Origin of the sequence: Streptomyces sp. NPDC001828 (assembly GCF_042892175.1) — a bacterium.
In the GTDB taxonomy this organism is placed as follows: Bacteria; Actinomycetota; Actinomycetes; order Streptomycetales; family Streptomycetaceae; genus Streptomyces.
This window is the reverse complement of sequence record NZ_JBIATV010000001.1, coordinates 775,979-799,899: the sequence shown is the minus strand read 5'-3', so window position 1 is coordinate 799,899 and position 23,921 is coordinate 775,979. Positions and strand designations below refer to the sequence as shown.

General features: G+C 72.6%; 26 protein-coding genes. 11 read left to right on the top strand and 15 right to left on the bottom strand.

Going from position 1 to position 23,921, the window contains the following annotated elements:
- The first annotated feature begins 14 nt into the window (after nucleotides 1-14).
- Both ACFYZA_RS03735 and ACFYZA_RS03730 read left to right on the top strand, forming a co-directional pair.
- Nucleotides 15-1,262, top strand: coding sequence for an MAB_1171c family putative transporter (locus ACFYZA_RS03735; protein ID WP_382583646.1), 1,248 nt, complete (start codon nucleotides 15-17; stop codon nucleotides 1,260-1,262).
- Nucleotides 1,259-1,858 (top strand): hypothetical protein, encoded by a 600-nt coding sequence (locus ACFYZA_RS03730; protein ID WP_382583648.1) that lies wholly within the window; start codon nucleotides 1,259-1,261, stop codon nucleotides 1,856-1,858. Before ACFYZA_RS03735 ends, ACFYZA_RS03730 begins: the two co-directional genes overlap by 4 nt.
- Before the next feature lie 25 nt (nucleotides 1,859-1,883).
- On the opposite strand, the gene ACFYZA_RS03725 is transcribed toward ACFYZA_RS03730, so the two are convergent.
- Complete coding sequence (locus ACFYZA_RS03725; RefSeq protein ID WP_382583651.1) at nucleotides 1,884-2,684, bottom strand: AraC family transcriptional regulator; 801 nt, start codon at nucleotides 2,682-2,684, stop codon at nucleotides 1,884-1,886.
- 49 nt (nucleotides 2,685-2,733) lie between these two features.
- On the opposite strand from ACFYZA_RS03725, the gene ACFYZA_RS03720 reads away from it, so the two are divergent.
- Nucleotides 2,734-3,168 (top strand): DUF2000 family protein, encoded by a 435-nt coding sequence (locus ACFYZA_RS03720; protein WP_388486838.1) that lies wholly within the window; start codon nucleotides 2,734-2,736, stop codon nucleotides 3,166-3,168.
- 12 nt (nucleotides 3,169-3,180) lie between these two features.
- Here the strand turns inward: ACFYZA_RS03720 and ACFYZA_RS03715 are convergent, their stop codons facing one another.
- Nucleotides 3,181-4,347, bottom strand: a complete 1,167-nt coding sequence (locus ACFYZA_RS03715) for a sensor histidine kinase (protein ID WP_388486836.1) — start codon at nucleotides 4,345-4,347, stop codon at nucleotides 3,181-3,183.
- Entirely contained in the window at nucleotides 4,344-5,033 is a 690-nt protein-coding gene (locus tag ACFYZA_RS03710) for a response regulator transcription factor (protein WP_382583660.1), read from the bottom strand. Before ACFYZA_RS03710 ends, ACFYZA_RS03715 begins: the two co-directional genes overlap by 4 nt.
- A gap of 168 nt (nucleotides 5,034-5,201) precedes the next feature.
- Between ACFYZA_RS03710 and ACFYZA_RS03705 the strand changes: the two genes are divergently transcribed.
- From ACFYZA_RS03705 to ACFYZA_RS03685, 5 genes are all read left to right on the top strand, one after another.
- On the top strand, nucleotides 5,202-5,717 hold the full coding sequence (locus ACFYZA_RS03705; RefSeq protein WP_388486833.1) for a hypothetical protein: 516 nt from the start codon (nucleotides 5,202-5,204) through the stop codon (nucleotides 5,715-5,717).
- A complete protein-coding gene (locus ACFYZA_RS03700) occupies nucleotides 5,714-6,778 on the top strand; it encodes an efflux RND transporter periplasmic adaptor subunit (RefSeq protein ID WP_382583666.1) in 1,065 nt (354 codons plus the stop codon). Before ACFYZA_RS03705 ends, ACFYZA_RS03700 begins: the two co-directional genes overlap by 4 nt.
- Nucleotides 6,775-7,542 carry an ABC transporter ATP-binding protein gene (locus ACFYZA_RS03695; protein WP_388486830.1) on the top strand — a complete coding sequence of 256 codons (768 nt, stop codon included), beginning with the start codon at nucleotides 6,775-6,777 and terminating at the stop codon, nucleotides 7,540-7,542. The genes ACFYZA_RS03700 and ACFYZA_RS03695 overlap by 4 nt, the downstream gene beginning before the upstream one ends.
- Nucleotides 7,539-8,741, top strand: a complete 1,203-nt coding sequence (locus tag ACFYZA_RS03690; protein ID WP_382583672.1) for an ABC transporter permease — start codon at nucleotides 7,539-7,541, stop codon at nucleotides 8,739-8,741. The genes ACFYZA_RS03695 and ACFYZA_RS03690 overlap by 4 nt, the downstream gene beginning before the upstream one ends.
- A gap of 198 nt (nucleotides 8,742-8,939) precedes the next feature.
- Nucleotides 8,940-9,548 carry a histidine phosphatase family protein gene (locus tag ACFYZA_RS03685; RefSeq protein WP_382583675.1) on the top strand — a complete coding sequence of 203 codons (609 nt, stop codon included), beginning with the start codon at nucleotides 8,940-8,942 and terminating at the stop codon, nucleotides 9,546-9,548.
- 18 nt (nucleotides 9,549-9,566) lie between these two features.
- Here the strand turns inward: ACFYZA_RS03685 and ACFYZA_RS03680 are convergent, their stop codons facing one another.
- From ACFYZA_RS03680 to ACFYZA_RS03640, 9 genes are all read right to left on the bottom strand, one after another.
- Entirely contained in the window at nucleotides 9,567-10,388 is an 822-nt protein-coding gene (locus tag ACFYZA_RS03680; protein WP_388486826.1) for a RimK family alpha-L-glutamate ligase, read from the bottom strand.
- Nucleotides 10,385-11,320: a RimK family alpha-L-glutamate ligase gene (locus ACFYZA_RS03675; RefSeq protein ID WP_388486824.1), complete on the bottom strand. Its 936-nt coding sequence runs from the start codon at nucleotides 11,318-11,320 to the stop codon at nucleotides 10,385-10,387. The genes ACFYZA_RS03680 and ACFYZA_RS03675 overlap by 4 nt, the downstream gene beginning before the upstream one ends.
- Nucleotides 11,321-11,385: 65 nt before the next feature.
- Nucleotides 11,386-12,360, bottom strand: coding sequence for a DUF6397 family protein (locus tag ACFYZA_RS03670; RefSeq protein ID WP_388486821.1), 975 nt, complete (start codon nucleotides 12,358-12,360; stop codon nucleotides 11,386-11,388).
- 291 nt (nucleotides 12,361-12,651) lie between these two features.
- Complete coding sequence (locus ACFYZA_RS03665; RefSeq protein ID WP_382583687.1) at nucleotides 12,652-13,065, bottom strand: roadblock/LC7 domain-containing protein; 414 nt, start codon at nucleotides 13,063-13,065, stop codon at nucleotides 12,652-12,654.
- 123 nt (nucleotides 13,066-13,188) lie between these two features.
- Nucleotides 13,189-13,782, bottom strand: a complete 594-nt coding sequence (locus ACFYZA_RS03660; RefSeq protein WP_388486818.1) for an ATP/GTP-binding protein — start codon at nucleotides 13,780-13,782, stop codon at nucleotides 13,189-13,191.
- Nucleotides 13,763-14,179 (bottom strand): DUF742 domain-containing protein, encoded by a 417-nt coding sequence (locus ACFYZA_RS03655; protein WP_382583692.1) that lies wholly within the window; start codon nucleotides 14,177-14,179, stop codon nucleotides 13,763-13,765. Before ACFYZA_RS03655 ends, ACFYZA_RS03660 begins: the two co-directional genes overlap by 20 nt.
- Nucleotides 14,180-14,200: 21 nt before the next feature.
- Complete coding sequence (locus ACFYZA_RS03650; RefSeq protein ID WP_382583695.1) at nucleotides 14,201-14,686, bottom strand: roadblock/LC7 domain-containing protein; 486 nt, start codon at nucleotides 14,684-14,686, stop codon at nucleotides 14,201-14,203.
- A complete protein-coding gene (locus ACFYZA_RS03645) occupies nucleotides 14,683-17,175 on the bottom strand; it encodes a nitrate- and nitrite sensing domain-containing protein (RefSeq protein WP_388486814.1) in 2,493 nt (830 codons plus the stop codon). The genes ACFYZA_RS03650 and ACFYZA_RS03645 overlap by 4 nt, the downstream gene beginning before the upstream one ends.
- 49 nt (nucleotides 17,176-17,224) lie before the next feature.
- Nucleotides 17,225-17,992 carry an MHYT domain-containing protein gene (locus ACFYZA_RS03640; RefSeq protein WP_382583700.1) on the bottom strand — a complete coding sequence of 256 codons (768 nt, stop codon included), beginning with the start codon at nucleotides 17,990-17,992 and terminating at the stop codon, nucleotides 17,225-17,227.
- Nucleotides 17,993-18,161: 169 nt separating this feature from the next.
- On the opposite strand from ACFYZA_RS03640, the gene ACFYZA_RS03635 reads away from it, so the two are divergent.
- Nucleotides 18,162-18,761: a methyltransferase domain-containing protein gene (locus ACFYZA_RS03635; RefSeq protein WP_382583703.1), complete on the top strand. Its 600-nt coding sequence runs from the start codon at nucleotides 18,162-18,164 to the stop codon at nucleotides 18,759-18,761.
- Here ACFYZA_RS03635 and ACFYZA_RS03630 read toward each other — a convergent pair.
- A complete protein-coding gene (locus ACFYZA_RS03630; protein WP_388486811.1) occupies nucleotides 18,731-19,570 on the bottom strand; it encodes an alpha/beta fold hydrolase in 840 nt (279 codons plus the stop codon). The two genes, ACFYZA_RS03635 and ACFYZA_RS03630, sit on opposite strands and share 31 nt — an antisense overlap.
- A gap of 142 nt (nucleotides 19,571-19,712) precedes the next feature.
- On the opposite strand from ACFYZA_RS03630, the gene ACFYZA_RS03625 reads away from it, so the two are divergent.
- The gene (locus ACFYZA_RS03625; RefSeq protein ID WP_388486808.1) at nucleotides 19,713-20,234 is read left to right on the top strand and encodes a PadR family transcriptional regulator; all 522 of its coding nucleotides are present in this window, start codon (nucleotides 19,713-19,715) and stop codon (nucleotides 20,232-20,234) included.
- 3 nt (nucleotides 20,235-20,237) lie between these two features.
- Here ACFYZA_RS03625 and ACFYZA_RS03620 read toward each other — a convergent pair whose 3' ends face one another.
- The gene (locus tag ACFYZA_RS03620; RefSeq protein WP_382583712.1) at nucleotides 20,238-21,134 is read right to left on the bottom strand and encodes an oxygenase MpaB family protein; all 897 of its coding nucleotides are present in this window, start codon (nucleotides 21,132-21,134) and stop codon (nucleotides 20,238-20,240) included.
- Between the two features lie 108 nt (nucleotides 21,135-21,242).
- On the opposite strand from ACFYZA_RS03620, the gene ACFYZA_RS03615 reads away from it, so the two are divergent.
- Complete coding sequence (locus ACFYZA_RS03615) at nucleotides 21,243-21,509, top strand: hypothetical protein (RefSeq protein ID WP_382583715.1); 267 nt, start codon at nucleotides 21,243-21,245, stop codon at nucleotides 21,507-21,509.
- Here ACFYZA_RS03615 and ACFYZA_RS03610 read toward each other — a convergent pair.
- On the bottom strand, nucleotides 21,433-23,838 hold the full coding sequence (locus ACFYZA_RS03610; RefSeq protein ID WP_388486804.1) for a helix-turn-helix domain-containing protein: 2,406 nt from the start codon (nucleotides 23,836-23,838) through the stop codon (nucleotides 21,433-21,435). The genes ACFYZA_RS03615 and ACFYZA_RS03610 overlap by 77 nt on opposite strands.
- Nucleotides 23,839-23,921: the final 83 nt, after the last annotated feature.

Below are 23,921 nucleotides of genomic sequence, written 5' to 3'. Positions count from 1 at the left end.
CCCGAGGAATTGCCGTGACCGCGCTTGACCTTGCCGGCTATCTCATAGCCGGCCTGATGACTGCCGTCGCCCTGTGGCGCATGCCCGCGGCGCTCTGGGGCGACGAGGAGGACAAGCGCAGACGCGCCCTGTGGGGCTGCTACGCCGGCTTCGCCCTCGCCCTGTGGACCAAGACGAAGGTCGTACGCATCGGGCTCAACAACAGCCCCGTCATCGACCTCGCCGTACTGATCAAGCACTACACCGCGACGGTCGCGATCCTGGCGATCCTCAGCTACATCGTGGCCATCTACGGGCACTTCCCGGAGGGCGGGGTCATCCCCCGGCACGTGCGGTTCGCCCGGGTCATCCAGCAGGTGGCGGCCAAGGCGTCCGTCGCCACGCTGATCCTGCTCACCGTGCTCTTCTTCACCGTGGTCGACCGCTCGTACGCCTCGGACCGGTTCGTCTCCGACCACGCCGGGCAGTGGGGCGCCACGCTCTACATGAGCGTGTTCTACCTGTACTTGGGAGCCGCGTCCGCCGTGTGTGCCTACCAGTGGGCACTCGCCACCGCCGGGGCCGCGGCCCGCCATCTGCGCATCGGCCTCGGCATGATGACGTTCGCCATGTTCATCGGCGTCGGCTACACCGTCAGCCGGACCCTGTTCCTGTGGATCAGCGTCATCGACCAGCCGAGCCCGGCCTTCGCCCTGAAGTTCGACGAGATCACCGAGGCGGCCCAGGTCGTCCTGTTCGCGTTCTTCGCGCTCGGCGCCTCCATCCCCGCGTTCAGCAAGGGCTGGCGCCGGGTGAGGCTGTGGCGGGCGCAGGCCAGGCTGCACCCGCTGTGGCGGGAGCTGATGACGGCCTTCCCCGACCAGCCCTTCGAACCCCCGGCCTCGCTCACCCGCGAGCTGACCCGCTTCGGCACCCCGGCGGACCTGCGGATCGACCGATGGGCGGCCGACATCGCGGACGCCGTCGAGAAGCTGCGCCACTACGTGCCGGACGGGCTGCTGTCCGCCGCCAAGCGGGCCGCGTCCGACGACAGCCCGCGACCGGAGAGCGCCGAGCCGCTGGCCGAGGCCTACTGGATCAAGGCGGCACTGGCCGCCAAGGCCGACGGCACCGCCGCGGGTGACGCCGCGGCCGTCGAGACCAAGCACGCCACCGACCAGGACGGCGAAGTCGCCTGGCTGGTCAGGGTGGCCGCCGCCTATCGGACCGTCAGCGGCGAACGGGCCCGCGGCGTCCTGGATTCCCTGGAGAAGACCGCGTGAGTGACACCCTGACCACGACCGAAAGCCGTACGACGGCCACCGCCCGCACCATCACCGACGTCCTGCAGCCGCGCAACGTACTGCTCGCCGGGATGCTGGGGATAGGCCTCGCCGCGGCCGGCGAGTGGACCGGCCTGCTGTGGGGGCTGCTCGGCGCGCTGTGCGCCGGGCTCGTCCCGGCCGGATACATCGAGTGGGAGCGCAAGCGCGGCACCTGGGGCGACCGGCATGTCGTCGACCGCACCAAGCGTGCGCCGATCTTCTTCGTCATCCTCGGCTCGATCGGCGCCGGTTCGGTCGTCATGGTGCTCGGCCACGCGCCGACGGGCATCCTCACCGCGATGCTCGCCCTGTGGGTGATGACCATCTTCCTGCTCGCCGTGAACACGGTCTGGAAGATCTCCGTGGACTCCGCCGTCGCCTCGGCGGTCGTCGCGCTGCTCGCCGTGGTGCACTCGCCGTGGTGGCTGCTCGCGTACGCGATCACCGTCGCGGTGTGCTGGTCGCGGGTCGCCCTGAGCTATCACACGGTCATGCAGACGGTCGCGGGCAGCGCCCTCGGGGCGGCCACCTCGGCCGCGTTCCTCTTCATCTGATTCACCTGATTCACCTGACGGTGTGTCAGGCGGGTCCGCGCCGGGCGTAGCGGCCCGGCGCGGTGCCCACCACCCGCTTGAAGTGGCGGGTCAGATGGGACTGGTCGTAGAACCCGGTGGCCCGGGCCACATCACCGGGCGCCCGCCCCTCCAGGAGCAGCCCCCGGGCCCGGTCGATCCGCCGGGCCGTCAGGTACTGGTGCGGCGCGATGCCGAACTCGGCGGTGAAGGCGCGCACCAGATGGGTGGGGTGCGCGTGCACCAGGCCCGCGGCCTCCTCCAGCGTCACGCCGTCGACGACCCGGGCGTCCAGGACTTCGCGCAGGCGCCGCGCGATCGAACGGCCCGGAGCGCCCGGACCGCTCGCGAGCCGGGGGCTCAGATGGCCGCGCAGCCGCTCGGCGATGAGCGCGAGCCTGCTCTCGGCCTCCAGTTCCTCGCCGCGGTGCGCGAGAGCGGTGTGCAACTGGCCGACCCTGCGCCTCAGTACGGAGTCCACCAGGTCGGGCCCGTCGACGGCGGGGGCGATGAGGCTGTCGTCGAGCTGGGTCCGGTCCAGGTAGACCACGCGCTTGCGGAAGCCGTCGGCGGTGGCCGGGGAGCCGTTGTGCGGCACGTCCGGCGGCAGCAGGGTCACCGAGTCGCCCGGAGTGCCGTGCGCGTGGCGGTCCAGGTCGTAGCGGACCGCGCCGTCGTCGACGATCAGCAGCGTCCAGCTGTCGTGGACGTGCATGGGGTAGGAGTGCTCGGTGAACCGGGCGTGGAAGACCTCCACGACGCCGGCGACCCGGGGGCGCCAGGCGGAGATCTCCTGTTCAGCGGTCATGCAAGGAACGTACAAGACCCGGCGGGGGCGGGCCCGGCAGTCTCATTCCATGACATCAGACAGCGCCGCCCCCGTACGTTTCGACACCAAGATCGCCGTGCTGCTCCGCGACGACCTGCGGACCTGGCAGCGGCTCAATGTGACGGCCTTCCTGGTGAGCGGTCTCGGCACGGAGGTGCCCGAGACGATCGGCGAGCCGTACGCCGATGCCGACGGCACCGGCTACCTCCCGTTGTTCCGCCAGCCGGTCCTCGTCTTCGAGGGGACCAAGGAGGTGCTGAAGTCGGCCCACACCCGCGCCCTCGGCCGCGACCTCCCCCGCGCGGTGTTCATCGGCGACATGTTCAGGACGGGCCATGACGAGGACAACCGGGCCGCCGTCCGTGCCGTACCGGGAGCCGACCTCGATCTGGTCGGGCTCGCGGTCTACGGGCCCCGCAACGCGGTGGACAAGGTCCTGAAGGGGGCGCGCATGCACCCCTGACCGGGGGGCCGCTCAGGGAAAACGCACGGTCACGGCGAGACCGCCGCCCGGATTCGCCACGGCCGTGGCCGCACCGCCGTGGGCGCGCGCGATGGAGGCGACGAGCGCGAGGCCGAGCCCGGCCCCCTCGCCGGGGGCGTGCCGGCGTTCGTTGAGGCGGCGGAACGGTTCGAAGAGGTCCGCCACCGCGTCCGGCGGCACCACGGGCCCGGTGTTGGTGATCCGGAGCGTGCGGTCGGCCGCCACCAGAGCCACGTGGAGCGTGCCGTCGCGGTGGTTGTAGCGGATGGCGTTGCCGACCAGGTTACGGATCAGATGGGTGAGCAGCACCGGGTCACCCTCGACGGTGAACGGCTCCAGGGCGGTGGTGAGCGTGATGCCCCGCTCGCGCGCCTCCTGGCGGTGCTCCTCGGCGACGGTGGTGACACGGTCGTCGAGCGTCACGGGCTCGCGGTGTTCCAGGCCCTGGTCGGAGGCGGCGAGGAGCAGGAGCGACTCGATCAAGTGCTCGCTGCTGTCGGCCACTTGGAGGAGTTCATCGCGGATCCACCTGATCCGTTCCGGGTCGGGGTCGACGAGACCGATCTCGGCGGCGGCCCGCTGGACGGCGAGCGGGGTGCGCAGTTCGTGGGCGGCGTTGGCCGCGAACCTCCGCTGCGCGCCCACCAGTTGCTCGATCCGGCCCAGCATCTCGTCGAAGGTGTCGGCGAGTTGCTTCAGCTCGCCCGGAGGGCCTTTGAGGTCGATGCGCTGGTGGAGGTTCTCGCCGGACAGCTTGCGGGCGGTGGCGGTGATGAGGCCGACCGGGCGCAGCACCCGGCCCGCCATCCACCAGGCGAGGAGCATCGAGAGCACGGCGAAGACGGCGAGGGCGATGCCGGAGACGGTCAGCAGCCGGTCGAGGGTGGTGGCCGCGACGACCTGGACGACCTGGGTCCTCGCGTACTTGCCCGCCCGCTCGGAGGGCACGAGGTCGCTGGGCAAAGTGGCCGGGGAGCGCGGTGTGGCCTGCCCACCGGGCACGACCCCGGTGAACGCGCTCCCGATGCGGTGGTCGAGGCCGTACTGGACGAACACGTAGATCACGCCGACCAGTACGCAGCCCGCGAGCAGGAGCAGCCCGCCGTACAGGGCGGTCAGGCGGGCCCGCTCGGTGGCGGGGACGAGTCGGCGGATCATCGTTCGGCCCGCCCGCCGTCGTCCGGGGTGCGTGCGATGCGGTAGCCGGCGCCGGGGACGGTTTCGATGGCCGGCGGGTCACCGAGTTTGGCCCGCAGCCGGCTGAGGGCGACCCGTACCGGATTGGTGTCGTACCCGGCGTGCTCCTCCCACACCTGCTCGATGAGGTCCTCGCCGCTGACCACCTTGCCGTCGGCCCGCATCAAGGTCTCCAGAACGGCGAACTCCTTCCGCGTCAGGGCGAGTTGGCTGCCGTGGCGGCCGGCCTGGCGGCGTGCGGTGTCGAGGACGATTCCGGCGCGCTCGATGACCGGGGGCAGTGCGGGCCGGGCCCGGCGGCCGAGGGCGAGGACGCGGGCGAGGAGTTCGTCGTATGCGAACGGTTTGGTCAGGTAGTCGTCGGCGCCGAGCCCGAGGCCCTCGACCCGGTCGCGTACCGCGCCGGACGCGGTGAGCATGAGCACCCGGGTGAGCAGCCCCTCGGCCACCGCCTGACGGCACACCTCGTCGCCGTGCAGGCCGGGCAGGTCGCGGTCGAGGACCAGGACGTCGTAGTCGCCGAGCCGCAGTTTGCGCAGCCCGCTGAGGCCGTCGAGGGCGACGTCCACCGCGATCGCGTCGCGGCGCAGACCCTCGGCGATCATCGTGGCCAGGAACGCCTCGTCTTCGACTACCAGTACGCGCATGCCCCCTGTCTACCGGAAGCGGACCTTTCGCCGTTGTTACGCGGGGCTGCGCCCGGGGCCGTAAGGGAAACGAAACAGCGGGTTGCCGGACGCTCTCCTCGGCCGTGCTTCGGCGGCCGGTCGCGCGCAGCCCTGCCGCGGCCACGCGTGTCCGCGAGGAGAGAAACGATGAGGAACCACCGGCTCACCCTGGTCCTGGCATCCGGGATGGCGGGGCTTGCCCTGTTCGCCACCGGCTGTTCCGGCTCGTCGGGAGGGGACTCGGGGAAGGAATCGGGCGCCTCCGGCAACGGCTCGGGCCAGGGGTCGGGCGGGGATTCGGCGGCGGCCGACAAGGCCCAGGCACTGCGCGGCTGCCTGCGAAAGCAGGGCATGGACGTGCCCGACCTCAAGCCGGGCGAGAACCCGAATGCCCAGGTGCTCTCGCCGCCGCAGGGCACATCGGCGGACAAGTGGAACCAGGCGCTCAACGCCTGCGGGTCAGGTGTCCAGGGAGGCGGCGGCTCCGGCGCCCCGGACCCCAAGCAGCAGGACCAGGCCGTCAAGATCGCGCAGTGTCTGCGGGGCAAGGGCTTCGACATGCCCGACCCGAAGGTCGAGGGCAACCACAGCAGCGGCTTCAAGATCCCCGAGGGGGCCGACCAGGACAAGTTCATGAAGGCCCTCAACGAGTGCGCCGCATGAGGCCCCGGACCGTGATCGCGGCGGTGGTGACGGTGGCGGCCGTCGCGGGCGGCGGGTTCGCCGTCACGGGCCTCGCCCAGCCCGAGGCCAAGGACTCGGCCAGGCAGCAGACCGGACTCCCGGCCTCCACCGCCGCCATCGAGCAGGGCGATCTGGTGAGCAGCACCAGCGTCGACGGCACGCTCGGCTACTCCCGCGAGAGCAAGCTCAACGCCGGCGCGGCCGGCACCCTCACCTGGATCGCGGGCGGCGGCTCCGGCGTCAGGCGGGACGAAAGGCTGTACTCGGTGGACGGCAAGGACGTACGCCTCATGTACGGGACCGAGCCCATGTACCGGGTGCTCAAGAGCGGGGACAAGGGCACCGATGTACGGCAGCTGAAGGCGAACCTCAGGGCCCTCGGATACGGGAGCGGGCTCGCCGACGACGACACGTTCACGTCCGGCACCGCGGATGCGGTCAAGCGCTGGCAGAAGGCACACGGCCTGGCGCGGAGCGGACAGGTGGGGCCGGAGCAGATCGCGTTCGCCACCGGGCCGGTGCGGGTGCAGAGCGCGGACGCCGCGGTCGGCGACCGCACGGCGCCCGGCCAGAAGCTCATGACGACGACCAGCTCCGACCGTGTCGTACAGCTCCAGCTGAAGGTGTCCGACGCGGCGCTCGCCAAGGCCGGCGGCAAGGTGCGGGTGGAGCTGCCCGACGGCACTTCCGCCTCCGGCACGGTGTCGTCGGTCGGTGCCACCGCGAAGGCGGGCGACGACCCGAACGACAAGACGCCCCGGATCGCCGTGACGGTCACCTTCGACGACCCCGGCAAGGTGAAGGGGATCGACAAGTCTCCCGCGACCGTGAAGCTCAGTGGCGAGACCCGCAGACACGTTCTGAGCGTGCCGGTCGGCGCGCTGCTCGCGCTCGACGACGGGTCGTTCGGGGTGCAGGTGGTGGAGAACGGCAAGGCGCGCGAGGTCAAGGTGGAGCTCGGCATGTTCGCGCAGGGCCGCGTCGAGATATCCGGCGCCGGGCTGCGCCCGGGCCTGCGGGTCGGGGTGCCCTCGACATGAGCGCTGCCACCCTCATCGAACAGCCCGGGGCCGAACCGCCCGTGGTCGAGCTGTCCGGGGTCACCAAGGAGTATCCGGGCGGGGTCGCCGCGCTGCGCGGGGTGGACCTCACCGTGGAGCGGGGCGAACTCCTCGCGATCGTCGGCCCTTCCGGCTCGGGCAAGTCCACCCTGCTGCACATCGTCGGCACCCTGGATCTGCCGACCGCCGGGTCGGTCACGATCGCGGGGCACGACGCGGCCGCCCTCAGCGACCGCAGGCTCTCGGCGCTGCGGGCCCAGCACATCGGCTTCGTGTTCCAGGCGTTCCACCTGGTGCCGGGCATCAGCGCCCAGGACAACGTGGCGGAGGGGCTCCTCTACTCCGGCATGACGCGGGCCGAGCGCCGCAGGCGGGCGGCCCGTGCGCTGGAGCGGGTCGGGCTCGGCGACCGCATGAAGCACCGGCCGCACGAGCTGTCCGGCGGGCAGAAGCAGCGCGTGGCCATCGCCCGGGCGGTGGTCGGCGAGCCCGATCTGCTGCTCGCCGACGAGCCCACGGGAGCGCTCGACTCGGCGTCCGGAGAGGCGGTGATGGAGCTGATCCACGAGCTCAACAAGGAGGGCGCGACCATCGCCGTGATCACCCACGACACCGAGATCGCCGCCCGGCTGCCGCGCCAGGTCCGGATCCGGGACGGCCGGGTGGTCGAGGACAGCGGTCCGCTCGGCAGGGTGCGGGACGGCGGCCCGGACCGAGCAGCGCTTCACGGGGACGTCCGATGAGCGGGCGGCCGGTGCTCAGGCCGGCCCGGCTCGGTCCACGGGACATCCTGCACACCGGCGCCGCCGGGATGCGCAGCCGCCCGCTGCGGGTGGTGCTTTCGGCGCTCGGCATCGCGATCGGCATCGCCACGATGATCGCGGTGGTGGGGATCTCGGCATCCAGCAAGGAGCAGCTGCTCCGCGAGCTCGACAAGCTCGGCACCAACATGCTGGTCGTGACCCCGGGCACGGACCTGCTGACCGGGAAGCCGGTTCCGATGGCGAAGGACGCGGCGGGACGGGTGGCCCGGATCTCGGGGGTCGAGCACGTCGGCGCGACGGGCTCGGTGCCCGCGACGGTCCGCCGGTCGGAGAAGATCCCCGACACCATCACCGGTGGCATCCAGGTCCAGGCCGCCACCGATGACCTCCTCACCACCCTGCGCGGCACGCTGCGCAGCGGTGCCTTCCTCAACTCCGCCACCGGGAAGTACCCGTCGGTGGTGCTCGGCGATGTGGCGGCCGGCCGGCTCGGCATCACGGCGCCCGGCCAGCAGGTGTTCATCAACGGCCAGTACTTCACGGTCCTCGGCATCCTCGACCCGCTGCCGCTGGCGCCCGACATCGCGCGCTCGGCGCTGGTCGGCTGGGACGTGGCGACCGGTCGCCTCGGTTTCGACGGCCGTCCCACGGCCGTCTACGAACGCTCCGCCGACGCCTCGGTCGACCGGGTCCACGATCTGATCCCGCGCACGGTCTCGCCCGAGACACCGCGCGACGTCAGCGTCACCGACCCGTCCTCCGGCCTCCAGGCGAAGGCCGCCACCGAGGGCGCGTTCAGCAGCCTGCTGCTCGGGCTCGGCGGGGTGGCACTCCTGGTGGGCGGGGTCGGCGTGGCCAACACCATGATCATCTCGGTCCTGGAGCGCCGTTACGAGATCGGTCTGCGCCGTTCCATCGGCGCGACCCGGGGTCAGATCAGAGGCCAGTTCGTCACCGAGTCACTGCTTCTGTCGGGGCTCGGCGGGGCCGCGGGCATCGTGCTCGGGGCGGCGGCGACGGCGGTGTACTCGGTGTCGAGCGGTATCCCCTGGGTGATTCCGGCGTGGGCGGTGGCGGGCGGCTTCGGCGCGACGCTGGTGATCGGCACGGTCGCCGGGCTCTATCCGGCGGTCCGCGCCTCGCGGCTGTCCCCGACGCTCGCGCTGCACTCCGCCTGACCCCGCGCGGGCCGGGTCCGGATCGATGGATTCGGGCCCGGCCCGCGTGTGCGTTCGCCGTCCGGGCCGTCCGTGAGGTATCCGACACTCGACACACCGATCCGCACGGAATGCGCGCGCCCCTTGGCTGGTTGTCCCCGCGTACGGCCGGGGCGGTACCGGCCCGGGGGACGCACACGGAGAACGGAATACACAGCCATGGGTGAGTTGATCCTCGTACGTCACGGGGAGACCGAATGGTCGCGCTCGGGACAGCACACGAGCTACACCGACCTGCCGCTCACGGCGCACGGCGAAGAGCAGGCCCGCGCGGTCGCACCGCTGCTCGCCGACCGGCCCATCGGCCTCGCCCTGGTCAGCCCGCTCCAACGGGCCGTGCACACGGCCGAGTTGGCCGGAATCAAGAACGCCCGCATCACCCCCGATCTCCACGAGTGGGACTACGGCGGCTACGAGGGCATCACCACGGACGAGATCCACCGCACCCGCCCCGACTGGGACCTGTGGACGGACGGCGTGGCCCCCGGCCCGGCGGACCACCCCGGAGAGAGCCCGGCCGAGGTCGGCGCACGGGCCGACCGGGTCCTCGCCGAGGCCGCGGCGGCCCTGAGCGCGAGCGACGACGACGTCGTCCTCATCGCGCACTCCCACTTCCTGCGTGCCCTGACGGCCCGCTATCTGGGCCTTCCCGCTTCCGGCGGCGCCCTGTTCGTCCTCGACACGGGCGCACTCGCCCGGCTCGGCCGCGAACACGGCCGCCCGGTGCTCACCGGGTGGAACACGGTGATCCAGCACACCGCGCACTGATCACCCGGGCGCCGGCCCTCAGGCCGCCGCCACCGCCTCGTGAGCCCTGCGCAACGCCAGGGCCGCGAGGGCCTCGGGGGCACCCGCCTGGCCACGGATGCCGGGAAAGGCGTTGATGTCCACGATCAGCGGCCCGCCCTCCCGCGTCGCTATGACGTCCACGCCGTACACGTCGAGGCGGAAGGCCTCGCCGACCTCGACCACCAACCGCGCCCAGCCCGACGGCAGTTGGCCCAGGGCGAGCGGCCGGGTGGGGCCTCGGCCCTCGGGGGACAGCTCCGAGCGGCGCAGCGCCGCGAAGACCGTGCCGGCGATCACCCACAGCTTGTGGTCGTCCCCGTTGTTCTCCGCGAACTCCTGGGTCACCACGGGCTCGTTCGCCCAGGAACCGGCCAGCTCCGCCCACTGCCGCCGGCTGTCGACCCGCGCCACCAGGTCGTGCCGCCGGCTGTGCCGGCTCTTCACCACCAGCGGGCCGTCCGGCCCGGCGCCGGCCGCGAGCTCGGCCAGCGAGCCATGGGTACGGGTCGCCGCGAACGGCAGCCCGGCCTCCTCGGCCCGCTCCGCCATGGCGGTACGGTCCTGGCACAGGGCGGTCGCCGTCGCGGAGTTGATCACCGGGACGCCCCGGGACTCCAGCTCCCGGGCCAGGGCGAGAGCGCGCGGCGTACGCGACTTGAGCAGGTAGACGTCGGCCCACCGCTCCAGGGTGTCGAGTCGGGCCGTCTCCGGATGGACGGCCACCACCCTGTGTTCGCTCCGGAGCAGCTCCGCGGTGGCGGCGAGCAGCGGATGGTCCGGCTCCGGCGTGATGAGCCCGACCGTGGTCGCGCCGCTCACCGGCCCTCGACCGCCGCCGAGGACCGCACCGGCTGCGCCCCGGCGCCCGGCACGCCACCCCCGAAAGGCTGCTCCGGTATGCGTGCCGCGGCGGGGACGAAGGCGGCTGCGGCCACCTCGCTGCCCGTGCGGGCCAGTTCGAGCACCGCGCGGGCCACCTTCGCGGCCGCGTCCGGGACCTGCCGGAAGCTCGGGAAGTCGTTCACATCGACGACCACCGGCCCGTCCGGGCCGAGCAGCACGTCGACGCCGTACAGGTCGAGCCCGTAGACCGCGCCCACCTGGTCGACGATGGCGGCCACTTCGGCGGGCAGCGGAACATGCCGTTCGCGCACGCCCCGGTCGGGGTGGAGCGGTGAGCGGCGCTCGGTGGCGTACAACTCGCCGCCCACGCAGTACACCTTGAGGTCGATGCCCGAGTTGGGGACGTACGGCTGCGCGATGAGCATCCCCTCCCCCGCGAGCGCGGGCAGCATCGCGGCCAGCCGTTCCGGCGACGGCACGAGGTGCACGGCCCGCCCCGAGCTGCCGTCGGCGGGCTTCACCACCAGGGGGAACTCGGACTCGGGTATTTCCAGGAGCAGTTCGGGCCGTGCGGCCGCGTACGTCAACGGCACCGGAAGGCCCCGGCTGCGTCCGATGGCCGAGGCGAGCGCCTTGTCCCGCACTCCACGGATGGACCGGACATCGTTGACGGTGGTCAGGCCGACGGCGGCGGCGGCTTCCAGGAGCGGCAGCCCCGGGCCGCCGGAGACCGTCTTGAGCACCCAGGCGTCGTGGGTGCCCGCGCGGACCGCCTCGGACATCCGTAGCAGGGACCCGCCGGGGCGCACCACGTCGACCTGGTGTCCCCAGGCGTCGAGTTGGCGGATCACCTCGACGGGCATGCCGTCATGGCGGTAGTGCTCTTCCACCAGGAAGCAGAGCCTCATCGACCTTCCCCGTAATGCCCGGACGTCCGCCGATCCCGTCCGGCGAGCTGTGACGTCACAGGATGTCATGAACTGCGGGCAGGTCGCCGCCCGCCCCGGCCCGGCTCCTTTCCCCGCCGTAGCCGTCCCAGCAGCCTTCGCTGTACCGGCACTCCTCCCCGCTGCCGGGAGGGCTCCCGGGCGACGGGCTCCGCCTTCGGATTCCCCCTGCTCTCCGCCGCCGGGTCCGGGGCGGAAGCCGCCGTCGAGCCGGGGGCGGGGCCTTGGTCCCGGGCATCCGCGAGGGCCTCCACGAGCCGTAGCCGACACCAGTCGATCTCGTCCGGTTCGTCCGCCAGGACAAGCCCGTCGATCACGCCCTGGGCGGTCGGGGACTCGGGGTGGACCCTGAACGTCTCGGGCCGCAGCCGCCTCAAATGGGCCCGTTCATACGGGTCGTGGACGATGTGGGCGAGATGGGCGCTGTCCAGCGTGGCGGCCACCGCGGCCGCCAGCTCCCACTGGTCGTCGGTCTGGCGGGCCAGCATCGCGATCCTGCGCGCCCGCCAGTTGCGCGGCCGCCAGTCCTGGCCGCCGTCCGGCTCCGGGTGGCGGCCGCTGAGCAACTCTGGCTCGCGCAGCGCCAGTTCGACCAGTTCGTCGGCCAGATAGAGCCACACCACGGCCCGGTACCTGTTGAGGTAGCAGCGCACCGGCGCGAACCGGCCCGTGCGGGCGAGCTTGGTGAAGCGACCGGGTGCGATGCCGAGCAGGTCGGCGCCCTCAGCGGTGCCGACGGTCCGCACCCGTTCGCGCAGGCCCTCGGGAAAGTCCTCGGCGGCTCTCAGCCACGCCACCTCGCGCGCGGTGACCCGCCGGTGTCCGCCGCCCGGATCCGGGACCGTGCGAATGTGGCCGAGCTGGACCGCCAGCTCGAACTCGGCGCGCTTCAGCTCCAGTTCGCGTGCGGCGGCGCCTGGCGCGAGCCGCGGGCCGGCCGGTGCCGCCGCGCTCGCGGCGACTGCGGGCACAACGGCATGAGTGGTGGTGACTACGGTCATCGGATCCTCCCCCGTGAGGAACGAGTACGCGAGAGACGAATACTCTCGGTGACGACCGTAACGCGCCGTGCCGACATCCCGCTCGGCCTGTGGATAACTCCCGTCCGGCGGACGAAGAACTCAAATCCGGCGCCCGGACGCCCAGTTCAGACGGGTCGGGGCCCGAGACGGGCCCGCGTCCGAGACGGATCGGACGCCGAAACGGGTCAGACGTCGGCACCGGCCGGCCGCCGAAACGGGTCGGACGCCGGCACCGGCCGGAGGTCGAGACAGGTGCGAAACGGAGGCCGGTCAGAGATCGGTCGCTCCGAGGTCCCTCGGCTGTCGCGCCGCCACCGAGAGGTGCTCGCCCACCCGGTTCACCAAGAGGGTCATCTCGTACGCGATCTGGCCGATGTCGGCGTCGGCGGAGCTGAGCACGCACAGGCAGCTGCCGTCGCCCGCCGCGGTGACGAACAGGACGCCCTCGTCGAACTCGACCATGGTCTGGCGGACCTTGCCGGCCCGGAAGTGCAGGCCCGACCCCTTGGCGAGGCTGTGCAGGCCGGAGGAGACCGCCGCCAGATGTTCCGCGTCCTCGCGCGGGAGCTCGGCGCTCGCGGCGGTGACCAGACCGTCGTTGGACAGCACGATCGCGTGGCGCACGTGCTCGACCCGTCGGGTCAGGTCGTCGAGCAGCCAGTCGAGTTCCTTCTTCAGTGCCATGTCAGGCCTCCCCGCTCATGCAGTTCCCCGTTTCCCCGTTCCCCTGCCACCCTTCCCCACCGGCGCGCCACGGGCAAGCGGTGCCGGACTCCGGCCAGTCGCGTCGCGGCGCGGGCCGGGGCATCAGCCGACCGAGTCGAGCAGGCGCGCGGTGTGCATGCGCCCGGCGTACTCGACGAGGCGGATCAGGACCTCCTTCCCGGAGTCGCGGTCGCGGGCGTCGCACAGCACCACGGGGGTGCCGCCGTCCAGGTCGAGCGCCGCGGACACATCGGCGACGCCGTGGGCGCGGGCCCCGGCGAAGCAGTTGACGGCGACGACGAAGGGGATGCGGCGGTGCTCGAAGTAGTCGACCGCCGGGAAGCAGTCCTCCAGGCGGCGCGTGTCGGCGAGCACGACCGCGCCGAGCGCCCCCTGGGACAGCTCGTCCCACAGGAACCAGAAACGATCCTGCCCGGGGGTGCCGAACAGGTACAGGGACAGGCCCGAGCGGATGGTGATCCGGCCGAAGTCCATGGCGACGGTCGTGGTGGTCTTCTGGTCCACGCCACCGGTGTCGTCCACCGACTCCCCTGCCTCGCTGAGGAGTTCCTCGGTGCGCAGCGGACGGATCTCGCTGACAGCCCCGACGAGGGTGGTCTTGCCCACCCCGAATCCGCCCGCGACGAGGATCTTCAGCGCGAGGGCGGGGGCGGGTTCAGAGGGCTCGGAGGCCATCGATCACTTCTCTCAGGATGATCTCGTCGGGCAGCTGCGCGGGCGGTACGGGCCGGCTGACGGCCACATGACCGGATTCGAGCAGGTCCCCGACGAGGACGCGGACGACACCGACGGGCAGGTCCGCGTCGGCGGCGAGTTCGGCGACGGACTGGGTCTCCCTGCGGCACAGGGCGAGCAGCGCCCGGTGTTCGGGGCCGAGGAGGGATTCCTCGGCGGGCTCGGGCCCGCGCGGCGCGGCGAGCGTGACGAGCGCGATGAGGTCGAGGCGTACGCCGCTGGGGCCGGGCGCGGTGCGGCCGCCGGTCATGGCGTACGGGCGGACCAGCGGCCCCGCGTCCGTGTCGTACCAGTGGCTCGGCCGGTACGCGGGGCCTTCCGGCCGGTGTTCGTTCATGGGGTGGGCGTGCCTTTCCGGTCAACCGGCCGCCGGCGGGCGCACGGTGTGGCGCGGTGGCGTGTAGAGGTGTTCGCCGACCCGTTTGACCAGACGTGCCATCTCGTACGCGATGAGCCCGATGTCGCTGGTGAGCGAGGAGAGCACGGCGAGGCAGGAGCCGTCTCCCGCCGCCGCGACGAAGAGGAATCCGTCGTCCATCTCGACCATGGTCTGGCGTACTTGGCCGACCTGGAAGTGGCGTCCGGCTCCCTTGGCGAGGCTGTGGAACCCGGAGGCCACCGCGGCGAGGTGTTCGGCGTCCTCGCGGGTCAGCGCGCTGGAGGCGCCGACGGCCAGGCCGTCGTTGGACAGCACGACGGCGTGCCGGACCTCGCCCACCCGCATGACCAAGTCGTCCAGGAGCCAGTCGAGTTCACCCGAGCGCGTGCCGGGCCGCGCGCCGGAGGCCGCGCCGGGTGCGGGGCCCGTGTGGTGCGGGGCGTCGAGCCTCTGGTGGTCGATCATGCGCGGTCTCCTTCGCTGGTGCGGCCGCCACCGGGCGTGCCCGGTGCGGGAGTTCGGGGGGCGGGCCGGTCGGCGCCGCCTCGGGCCCAGCCACCCATGTAGGCGGTCATGCGGTCCCGGGCCTGCTCGGGGGTGGAGGCGGCGGCACCCGGGCCGGTGTCGGGCTCGGGGGCGGGAGCCTCGCGCAGTTGCGGGGCGAGGCTCGCCTGGCGCACCCGGCGCGGCAGCCCGTCCTCGGCGCCTTCGGGGGCGACGCCCCGGGCCCGCTGGCGCAGGGTGGTCACGCCGGGAGGCGCCGTGGGTTCGGGCCGGCCCGGCGGGGGTGCGAAGTCCGCGACCAGGGCCGGCCGGGGCGGCGCCGCCGGGGCCGGTTCGATCGGCCTGCGCGCTTCCTCCTCAGGCTGTTCCAGGCGCCGGGCGGTGGCCCGCGCGGGCTGGGCCGGGGCCTCAACTGCGGCTTGGAGCAGGTCGGTTGGCAGCAGGACGACCGCGGTGGTGCCGCCGTACGGCGAGGTGCGCAGGTGGACCTTGATGGTGTGGCGGGCGGCGAGGCGGCTGACGACGAAGAGGCCGAGACGGTCGCTGTCGAAGAGGTCGAGCGCCTCGGACTGTTCGATCCTGCGGTTGGCCTCGTGGAGGGATCCGTCACTCATGCCCAGCCCGCGGTACTCGATTTCGAGCGCGTACCCGTTGCCGACGGGCTCGCCGGTGACCCGGACCTTGGTGTGCGGCGGGGAGAACTGGGCGGCGTTCTCGATGAGTTCGGCGAGCAGGTGGGTGAGGTCGGCGACGGCGCCACCGGTGACGGCGGCCTCGGGGAGCCGGCGCACTTCCACCCGGGTGTAGTCCTCGATCTCCGAGACGGCCGCGCGCACGACGTTGGTGAGCGGTACGGGCACGCTCCAGGCGCGGCCGGGGGCGGCGCCGGACAGGATGATCAGCGATTCGGCGTGGCGGCGCATGCGGGTGGTGAGGTGGTCGAGGCGGAACAGGTCGCCGAGTTCGCCCGGGTCGTCGGCGCGCCGCTCCATGCGGTCGAGGAGGCCCAGCTGGCGGTGCACGAGTACTTGGCTGCGGCGGGCGAGGTTGACGAAGACGCCGGAGATGCCGCTGGCCAGTTCCGCGCGTTCGACGGCGGCCGACAGGGCGGCCCGGTGAACGGTGCCGAGCGCCTCGCCGACTTGCGCGATCTCGTCCCGTGGCGGTGGTCCGGGCGGCGCCTCGGCCTGGATGTCGAGTTCTTCGCCGGATCTCAACCTGCCCATCGCGGTCGGGAGTTTGCGCCGGGCGATCTCCAGGGCGCTGTTGCGCAGGCTGATGAGCTCGACGACGAGCCCGCGTCCGATGCGTACGGAGATGACGAGGGAGGCGGCGACGGCGGCGAGGCCGAACAGGACGGCCGCGCCGCCCGTGGTCAGCAGCCCGCGGCTGAACGGGTCGGCGCGGCCGGTGGCGCTCCGCGCCCCTTGGGCCCCGATGTCCTGCATGCCCTTCTGCACCGTGCCGAGCACGGCGTCCCAGGCGGCGGGGTCCACGGCGGCTGCCGCCGCGCGCCCAGGCTCGGCGGCCTGGAGCTTGTCCTCGGCGGCAGTGAGCGCCGCGTACGCGCTCTGTCCGCCCAGTGCGGTCCAGGCGCTGCGGGCGGGGCCGGTGAGGTCGGAGGTGGCGCTTTCGGTGAGGGTCCGGCGGCTGTCGACGGCGCCCGTGAGGCGGCGCAGATGCTCGGCGCTGAAGGTGTGGCCGAGCTGTGCGGCGGATATCAGGGCGTCCTCACGGGCCAGCATTTCGCCGGCCCGGCCGAACTCGTACAGGACGCGCGTGCCGGGTCCGAGCGCCGGGGCCTGGACGCCGGCGAGTGCGCCGTCGACGTCGAAGCCCGCGTCGATGGTGTCGGTGTACTGCTGGTAGGCGGTGTCCCAGCCGGTGGTCCGGTCGTGGACGCCGCTCCGCAGCGCGGGCAGCTTCCGCGCCTGGGCGACGAAGGTCCGCAGCCTTTCGGTCACGCTCGCGGGCACGTCCCCGGCCTCGGCGACGGTGTGGTCCCGGTCGAGCCTGAGTCCGCCGAGGGCGGTGTCGGCGCGTTTGGCCCGCTGGTCGAGTTCGGCGGCGAGGTCGTCGGCGGGGGCCGCCAAGTACCGTGCGGCGGCGCGCCGTTCGGCCTGGAGTGCGGCCACGGCGGCGACGAGGGGGCCGTGGACCTGTTCGTCGACGCGGCGCGCCTGGCGCAGTGCGGAGACGTCCTGGGCGGTGGTGACGGTGGCGAAGCCCCACAAGGTCAGGAGCGAGACGACGGGCACCATGAGCAGCGAGACGATCTTGGCGCGCACCGTGCGGGGCCGCAGCCGCCACAGGGCCTCCGCGTCCTGCGGCGCCGGGGGTTCGCCGAGGGCGTGTTCGTCGGCGGCCGGCGGTCCTGCGTGGGCGCGTCGCCCACGGGCGCCCACCGGGGTCGGGGGCTCGGCGTCCGGGGCCTTGCGGGGTGTGCGCACGGATCTCCTCGCTTGCTGATGGGGCCGGGTGCGGCGCGGCGGAGGGTTTTCAGGGGGCGGGGGCGAGCTGTTCCGCCGAGGCGTACTCGGCGCGTTCGCGGGCCGTCGGGGAGAGCGCGACGAAGGCGGCGGTGATGAAGAGGTAGGACCCGAGGCCGACGGCGAGGGGGAAGATGAACTGCATCGCCGTCGCCCCGGGCAGTTCGGCGCCGCTGGGGGTGACGTCCACGCTCACCGCGATCATGCCGGTGTAGTGCATGCTGCTGACGGCCGCGCCCATCACGAGGGAGGCGGCGGCCACCGCGACCGGGGCCTTGATGTTCAGGCCGGCCCACAGGGCGGCGGTCGCCGCGACCACGGCGATGACGACGGAGAGCGCGACGAGTACGGGGTCGTAGTGGACCTGGCCGTGCAGCCGCAGGGCCGCCATGCCGAGGTAGTGCATGCCGGCGACGCCGAGTCCGGTGGCGAGGCCTCCGGTCAGGAGCGCGCGGGGGCGGTCCCTGCCGTATCCGACGGCGAAGACTCCGGCGCCGACGAACACCATGGCGACGAGCAGGCTGAGGATGGTCGGGAGCACGTCGTAACGGATGTCGGTGCCGCTCACGGCGAAGCCGAGCATCGCGACGAAGTGCATCGTCCAGATGCCGGTGCCGATGGCCGAAGCGGCGGTGATCAGCCAGTTGCGCCGGGAACGTCCGGTGGCGCCGAGGGCGCGCACGGTGCAGCGCAGCCCGAGGGCGGCGCCGATGCAGGCCATCGCGTACGACAGCACGGGTGTCAGCCAGCCGAAGGCGGCGTGGTCCAGGTGTCCCATGGCCCAGGGACGCTAGTCCGGGGAGGGGCGCGCGGCTGGGGCGCAGTTCGAAAGCTGCTGGAATATGACGAAGAGATGTTCCCCGACGATCGCGCTCTGTTCGAATGCGCTCGCCGTGGTCGATTTTCGGCCACTGCGGGATCGGTGGCGGGTGGGGGATCATGGGGCCATGGCCGGAGACCACGCACACGTTCAGGAATTCTTCGCCGCCCGCGCGGCCGACTGGGACCGCAAGTTCCCCGACGACGGCCCGGCGTATGCCGCGGCCGTCGCGGAGCTGGGGCTCACGCGGGGCGACGCCGTGCTCGACGCGGGCTGCGGCACCGGACGCGCCCTGCCGCCGCTGCGCGACGCGGTCGGCCCGACGGGCCTCGTCGTCGGCGTGGACCTCACCCCGGAGATGCTCGCCGAGGCCGTACGGGCCGGGCGCGACCGGCATGCCGTGCTGCTGCGCGCGGACGTGGCCCGGCTGCCGCTCGGCTCCGCGTCCGTGGACGTGGTGTTCGGCGCGGGGCTGATCTCCCATCTGCCCCAGCCGGCCGAGAACCTGCGGGAGTTGGCGCGGATCACCCGGCCGGGCGGCCGCCTCGCCCTGTTCCACCCCATCGGCCGCGCCGCGCTCGCGGCACGCCAGGGCCGCACGCTCACCGACGAGGACCTGCGCGCGGAGCCCAGGCTGCGGCCGCTGCTCGCCTCGGCCGACTGGCGGCTCGTTTCCTACGCCGACGAGGACGAGCGCTACCTCGCGGTGGCCGTGCGCGAGGGCTGACCGCCAGGGCTCCGGCGCGACGGGGCCCCTTCGCGCATGCCGGAGCCCTGGCCCGGCCGGGCCACTTCGCGTGCGAAGGCGGCCGGGTTGTCCAGCATGATGTTGTGCCCGGCGCCGGGAACCGTCACGACCCGGACGCCCGAGGCGATGAGGTCGGCGCGCCCCGGCAGGGCGTCGTCGAGGCCGCCCACCAAGTAGGTCCGGTCAACTGTCTTGGCCCGCATGAGGAGTTCGCGCATCGTCGGGCGCGTGCCGTGCACGAGCCCGACGGCCGTGCGGTGGAGGCCGAGCGGGTCTGCCAGGCGCATGGTCGCCGCCCAGGTCGGGCCGACGCGCGCGAGCACCTCCGGAAAGCCGCCGCCGTGCACGAAGTGCTCCTCCGTGTACGACGCGATACCGCTGCTGCCCGCCCCCGGCACCGGGTGGGGATCGAGGTTGGCCTCGGTCAGCAGGAGCCGGGCGACCAGGTCCGGGCGGCGGTCGGCCAGCACGACGGCGACCGAACCGCCCATGCTGTGCCCCACCACCTCGGCCTCCGTGAGGCCTGCCGCGTCCAGTACCGCCGCGAGGGCGCCGGCGTGGTCCTCAAGGGTGTAGCCGAAGTCCGCGGGCCGGTCACTGATGCCGTGCCCGGGCAGATCGACGAAGAGCTGGCGTCGACCGATGAGCGCCGGATGGGCCGCGATGTGGGCGTGATAGATGGCCGACATCGAGCCGAGGCCGTGCACGTACACCAGCGCGGGCCCCGCCCCCTCGCTCTGCGTCCACCGGATCAGGCTGCCCCGCCCGTCGAATTCCGTCTGCCGCATGACGCGCTCCCCGTGTCGGTGTGCCCGGTCACCTCGACCGGGCACGTCTCCGTGCTGCTCGTGGCCGACCATACATCGTTGGCGCAGTACTACGACACCGATGTACACCGTCAGACCTCACGCGATGCGGCAGAATGCGGGCATGCTCGAACTCGCCATCCTGGGATTCCTCTACGAAGCGCCGCTGCACGGCTACGAGCTGCGCAAGCGGATCACCGCGCTCACCGGGCATGTGCGCCCGGTCGGCGAGAGCACGCTCTATCCGGCGATCAAGCGCCTGGAGAAGGCCGGCCTGCTGTCCCGCGAGACCCAGCCCGGCGCGGCGGCGGCCCCCCGGCACACGCTCACGCTGACCGCGTCGGGCCGCCGCGATCTGCTGCGCCGGCTCGCCGAACCGGACCGTCTGGACATCACCGACGAGAACCGCTGGTTCACCCTGCTCGCGTTTCTGCGCCATCTGCCCGGACAGGCCGAACAGGCCACCGTACTGCGGCGCAGGCTGGCCTTCCTCGAAGAGCCCGCCAGCTTCTTCTACGACGGCGAACGCCCCATCGCCGCCGAGGAGTTGGACGATCCCTACCGGCGCGGCATCCTCACCATCGCGCGCGCCACCAGCGTGGCGGAGCTCAAGTGGCTCCGGGCGACGCTGCGTTCACTGGAATGAGCCTCACTCGGCCTCGCCCGCCCGCGCGCGCGGCACCGGGCAGCCACGGACGCCCGGCACGGGGAAGGTGCCGAGTTCGGGGACGCGGTAGCCGTCGGGGTAACCCTTGACCTCGGGGTTCTGGCGGCCGTAATGGGGCGTGGAACGCGGCGGGAACAGGCGTACGGCGCGGGCGCGCAGCCGCAGCGCGCCGTGGACCAGGGCCCGGGCGGCCGGGGCCGGCCGCTCGTAGCGGAACGCCCGCAGGAGCGGATCGTCGAGCAGGGCGAGGCTCGCGGCACGCAGCAGCGGGGCCAGGGGGCGCGGATACCAGGACGCCATGAGGTCGAGGGTGGCGTCGGACACCCGCCGCCCGCCCTCGTCGAAGCCGAAGTGGGCTGCCTCGTACGCGACGAGGCAGCGCTCGAACTCCTCGTAGGAGTCCGGGATTTCCTTGATTCCCATGTGCTGGCCGAGCGTCTGGTAGTAGCGGGCGGCGGCGCGCAGTTCGTGGTTGCTCAGCCGCCGCCACCCGTAGGAGTCGAGCCAGCGCTTCGGCACCACCACGAAGGTGCAGAGCACGTAGCGCATGTCGTCGTCGCTGATGTCGTACGAGCGGTGCATCTGGTTGATGCGGCGCACCGCCGCCCGTCCCTCCGCGCTGTCGAAGCCGTGCTCGACGACGGCGTCCAGAAGCAGGGTCGTGTCGTCGTATCTCTTCTGCGGACGCTCCGTCAGTTCTGCTGTTTCCGCGAGGAGTCGGCCGATGCTGGGCACGGCATAGGTGCGGTACAGAGCGAGTTCGAGGGCTCGGGTGTAGTCCCACGGGAACTCCAGGCTCGCCGTCATCCGATGGATCGCGAGGAAGTCCCGCTCGGGGTCGAGGCGTTGGATTTCCTTGAGCCGGTCGAAGCGAGTCACGGCTGACCCCTATCTGTCGACGGAGGCTCAACTCTACGTTGGTGGGGACCATGTGAAAGATCGGCGTGTCGCATACGCGCGGCGGGTCGTCCACGGAAGGTGGCCCTGATGTTCGGGAGATTTCGCAAGCCGGCCGAGCCCGTCCCGGCCGACGATCGCCACCACAACATCTTCGAGGCGGCGGCCGCTTATGTGGCGGCCTGCGCCGAGGACGACCAGGACGCCCTCGACGAGGCGGCGGGCTGGGTGTCACCGGAGGCCCTGTCGTTCGGAGTACGCGAACTGGCCTGCCGGGCCGTCATCGCGCTGGCCCGCGACCGCGACGAGTCGCCGACCGCCGTCGTGCAGGAGCTGATGGGCCTGCCGGCGGCCTGAATTCCGCTCCCTCGCGCTCCGCCGCGCCATGACCCGGTCGGTGAAAGTCGCGGGCGAGGTGGTGTTGCAGGCGGGCGTGACGGAACTGGTAGACCGCGCCCGCCTGGCGCAGGACGCCTCGCTGGTAGGCGTCTTCCAGGAAGGCGACCAGGGACCAGGGGAGCCGCCCGGTCAGCGGTAGCCAGAAGCGGGAGAAGACCGTCCACTGGCCCCAGGAGGTCAGGCTGAACAGATAGCCGAAGGCACCGCCGAGGCCGCTGATGACTCCGAGCTTGAGCGCCGCCGTGGGGTTCCACACCACCGGCCCGATGATCACCGACATGGCATCGACCAGCACCAGGGATCCAACGCCCACGAGGATGCCGAACGTCGGTGTCCAGACGAGGAGTTGGGTGGCGACCGTGCGACCGTTGGTGCGCAACAGGCCGCGCGGATTGACGGCGGACCGGATGTCGAGAGGGGCTTCGAAGAGGGCGACCAGACCGAGGGTCGGCCCGGCGGCCAGGGCGAAGATCAGAGCGTAGATGGCGCCGTCCCCGACGCCGCCGACCAGGACGTCGGCGAGGTCGGCGTGGAAGAGCAGGCCGTTGAGCCCCCCGCGCACGAACCCGTATCCGAAGCCGAACACCAGGCCGCAGACCACCCCGGTCATCAGGCGGCGAAAGGGGCGCCGTCCCGGTCTCCGCTCTCTGCCGCGCAGCCTCGTGCGGACGACGGACGGCACCACGGCGGCGTCCCTCGCCGCGACCATGAACCAGTACGCGAGCCCGAACAGGAGCCCGCCCAGCAGCCCCGCCACCGGCCCGTCCACCAGTTGGTACGCGACGGGGTCGAACGCGAGCCCGAAGACACCGTCGACCAAAGTGATCGCGAGGCAGATCACGAGCGCGGTCACCAGGGTGCGGGCGAGCCGGCCCAGCCCGTGGCCAAGGCGCCACCATTCCAGGTCGGGGGTGTCGAGACGGTTCAGGTGGTGGGCGAGATAGCCGAGCCAGTAGCGGGCGCGCTCGGGGTCCCAGGCGTCGCCGGGCGCGCCCCCGGGGCGCGGGCGGTAGGCGGCCTCGGTGAAGTTGTCGAGGAGGTGTTCCTCCAGTTTCTCGGGGGTGGCGAAGCGGCGGGTGTCCAGCAGCGCTGCCGGGTCGCTGCCGGGGGTGTCGCTGTAGACGGCACGGGCGAGGGCGACCATCAGCGGCGTGGTCAGCACCGTCGCGAGGTTGGCGCCGGCCACGCTCAGGGGCTGCCGACGCAGTTCGCCCAGCACGGGTTCCCAGGCGTTCTCCGAGCAGCCCCGGGCGCGGGCCTTGCGGGTGGTGCGCGGCAGATAGGCGTCCAGATCGGCCAGAGTGAGGTCGGACAGCTCTACCGCTGCGGCGGAGGTGAGGACGTCGGTCTCGGCCACCGCGGCGGCGTACTCCGAGGGCCGGCTCGTCAGGAGCAGCGCCAGCGTGGTGGCGTTGAGCGCTTCGAGGGCGGGGCGGCGCAGGCCGTCGGCTATCTCGTCGAAGCCGTCGAGGACGGGAAGGATCCGGCCGGTCTCGACGAGCGCGTCGGCGAGGTTGGTCCCGCCGGGCCCGGGGGCCGCGAGACCGGGGTGGTCCCGGGTCAACTGCGCCGCGAGCCAGTCTCGTAGGGCGACGGCCGTCGGGTCCCACGAGCCGACGCTGAAGATCACCGGTACGGCGTCGGCGCGGCTCCGGGCCTTCAGGCGGTCCAGGACGAACCGTACGGCGAGGACCGTCTTGCCGGAGCCCGAGCGGCCCAGCACCACGAGTCGTCCCGAGGGAATCCGCCGGTACACCTCGACGATCGCGTCCACCTGTCCGCTCAGATCCACCGGATCGTGGCTGCTTCCCGGTGGCAGGCGGCGGACGTTGGCCCAGTGGTCGGTGAGTTCCTCGGCGACCGGCCGCCAGCGCACCGGCAGCGGATAGGGGTCGTGGACCTGCCGCTGTTCCTCCTCGCGCTGCCACCGGGCGGCCACCGTGTGGGCGATCTGGTCGCAGACATCGGCGAGGGCTTCGTGGAACGGCGATCCCGGCAGGCCGCCCGCCGCCGACAGGGGCGCGGGCGGGCCGGGCACTTCCCCCGCCGGATCGTCCTCAACGGGCCTGCGGACGACGGTCGCGAGCAGCCGGTCGCGTCCCTCGGGACTCAGCTCCAGTGCGTCGGCCAGGAGCCGCACCGTGGTCATCCGCGGGTCGACGCGCTCGCCGGTCTCAAGACCGCGGATGGTGCGGACGCCCACTCCGGCGCGCTCCGCCAATGCCTCCTGAGTCAGGTTCGCCTCGTGCCGAAGCTGCTTCAGCAGCGCGCTGAACTCATTGGTCACTGGTCTCGGCCTTCCCCCGGCATGTCGATTTCCCCAGGTGAGGGACTTTAGCGCGGCGACCGGCCGTATACGGCCGGTCGGTC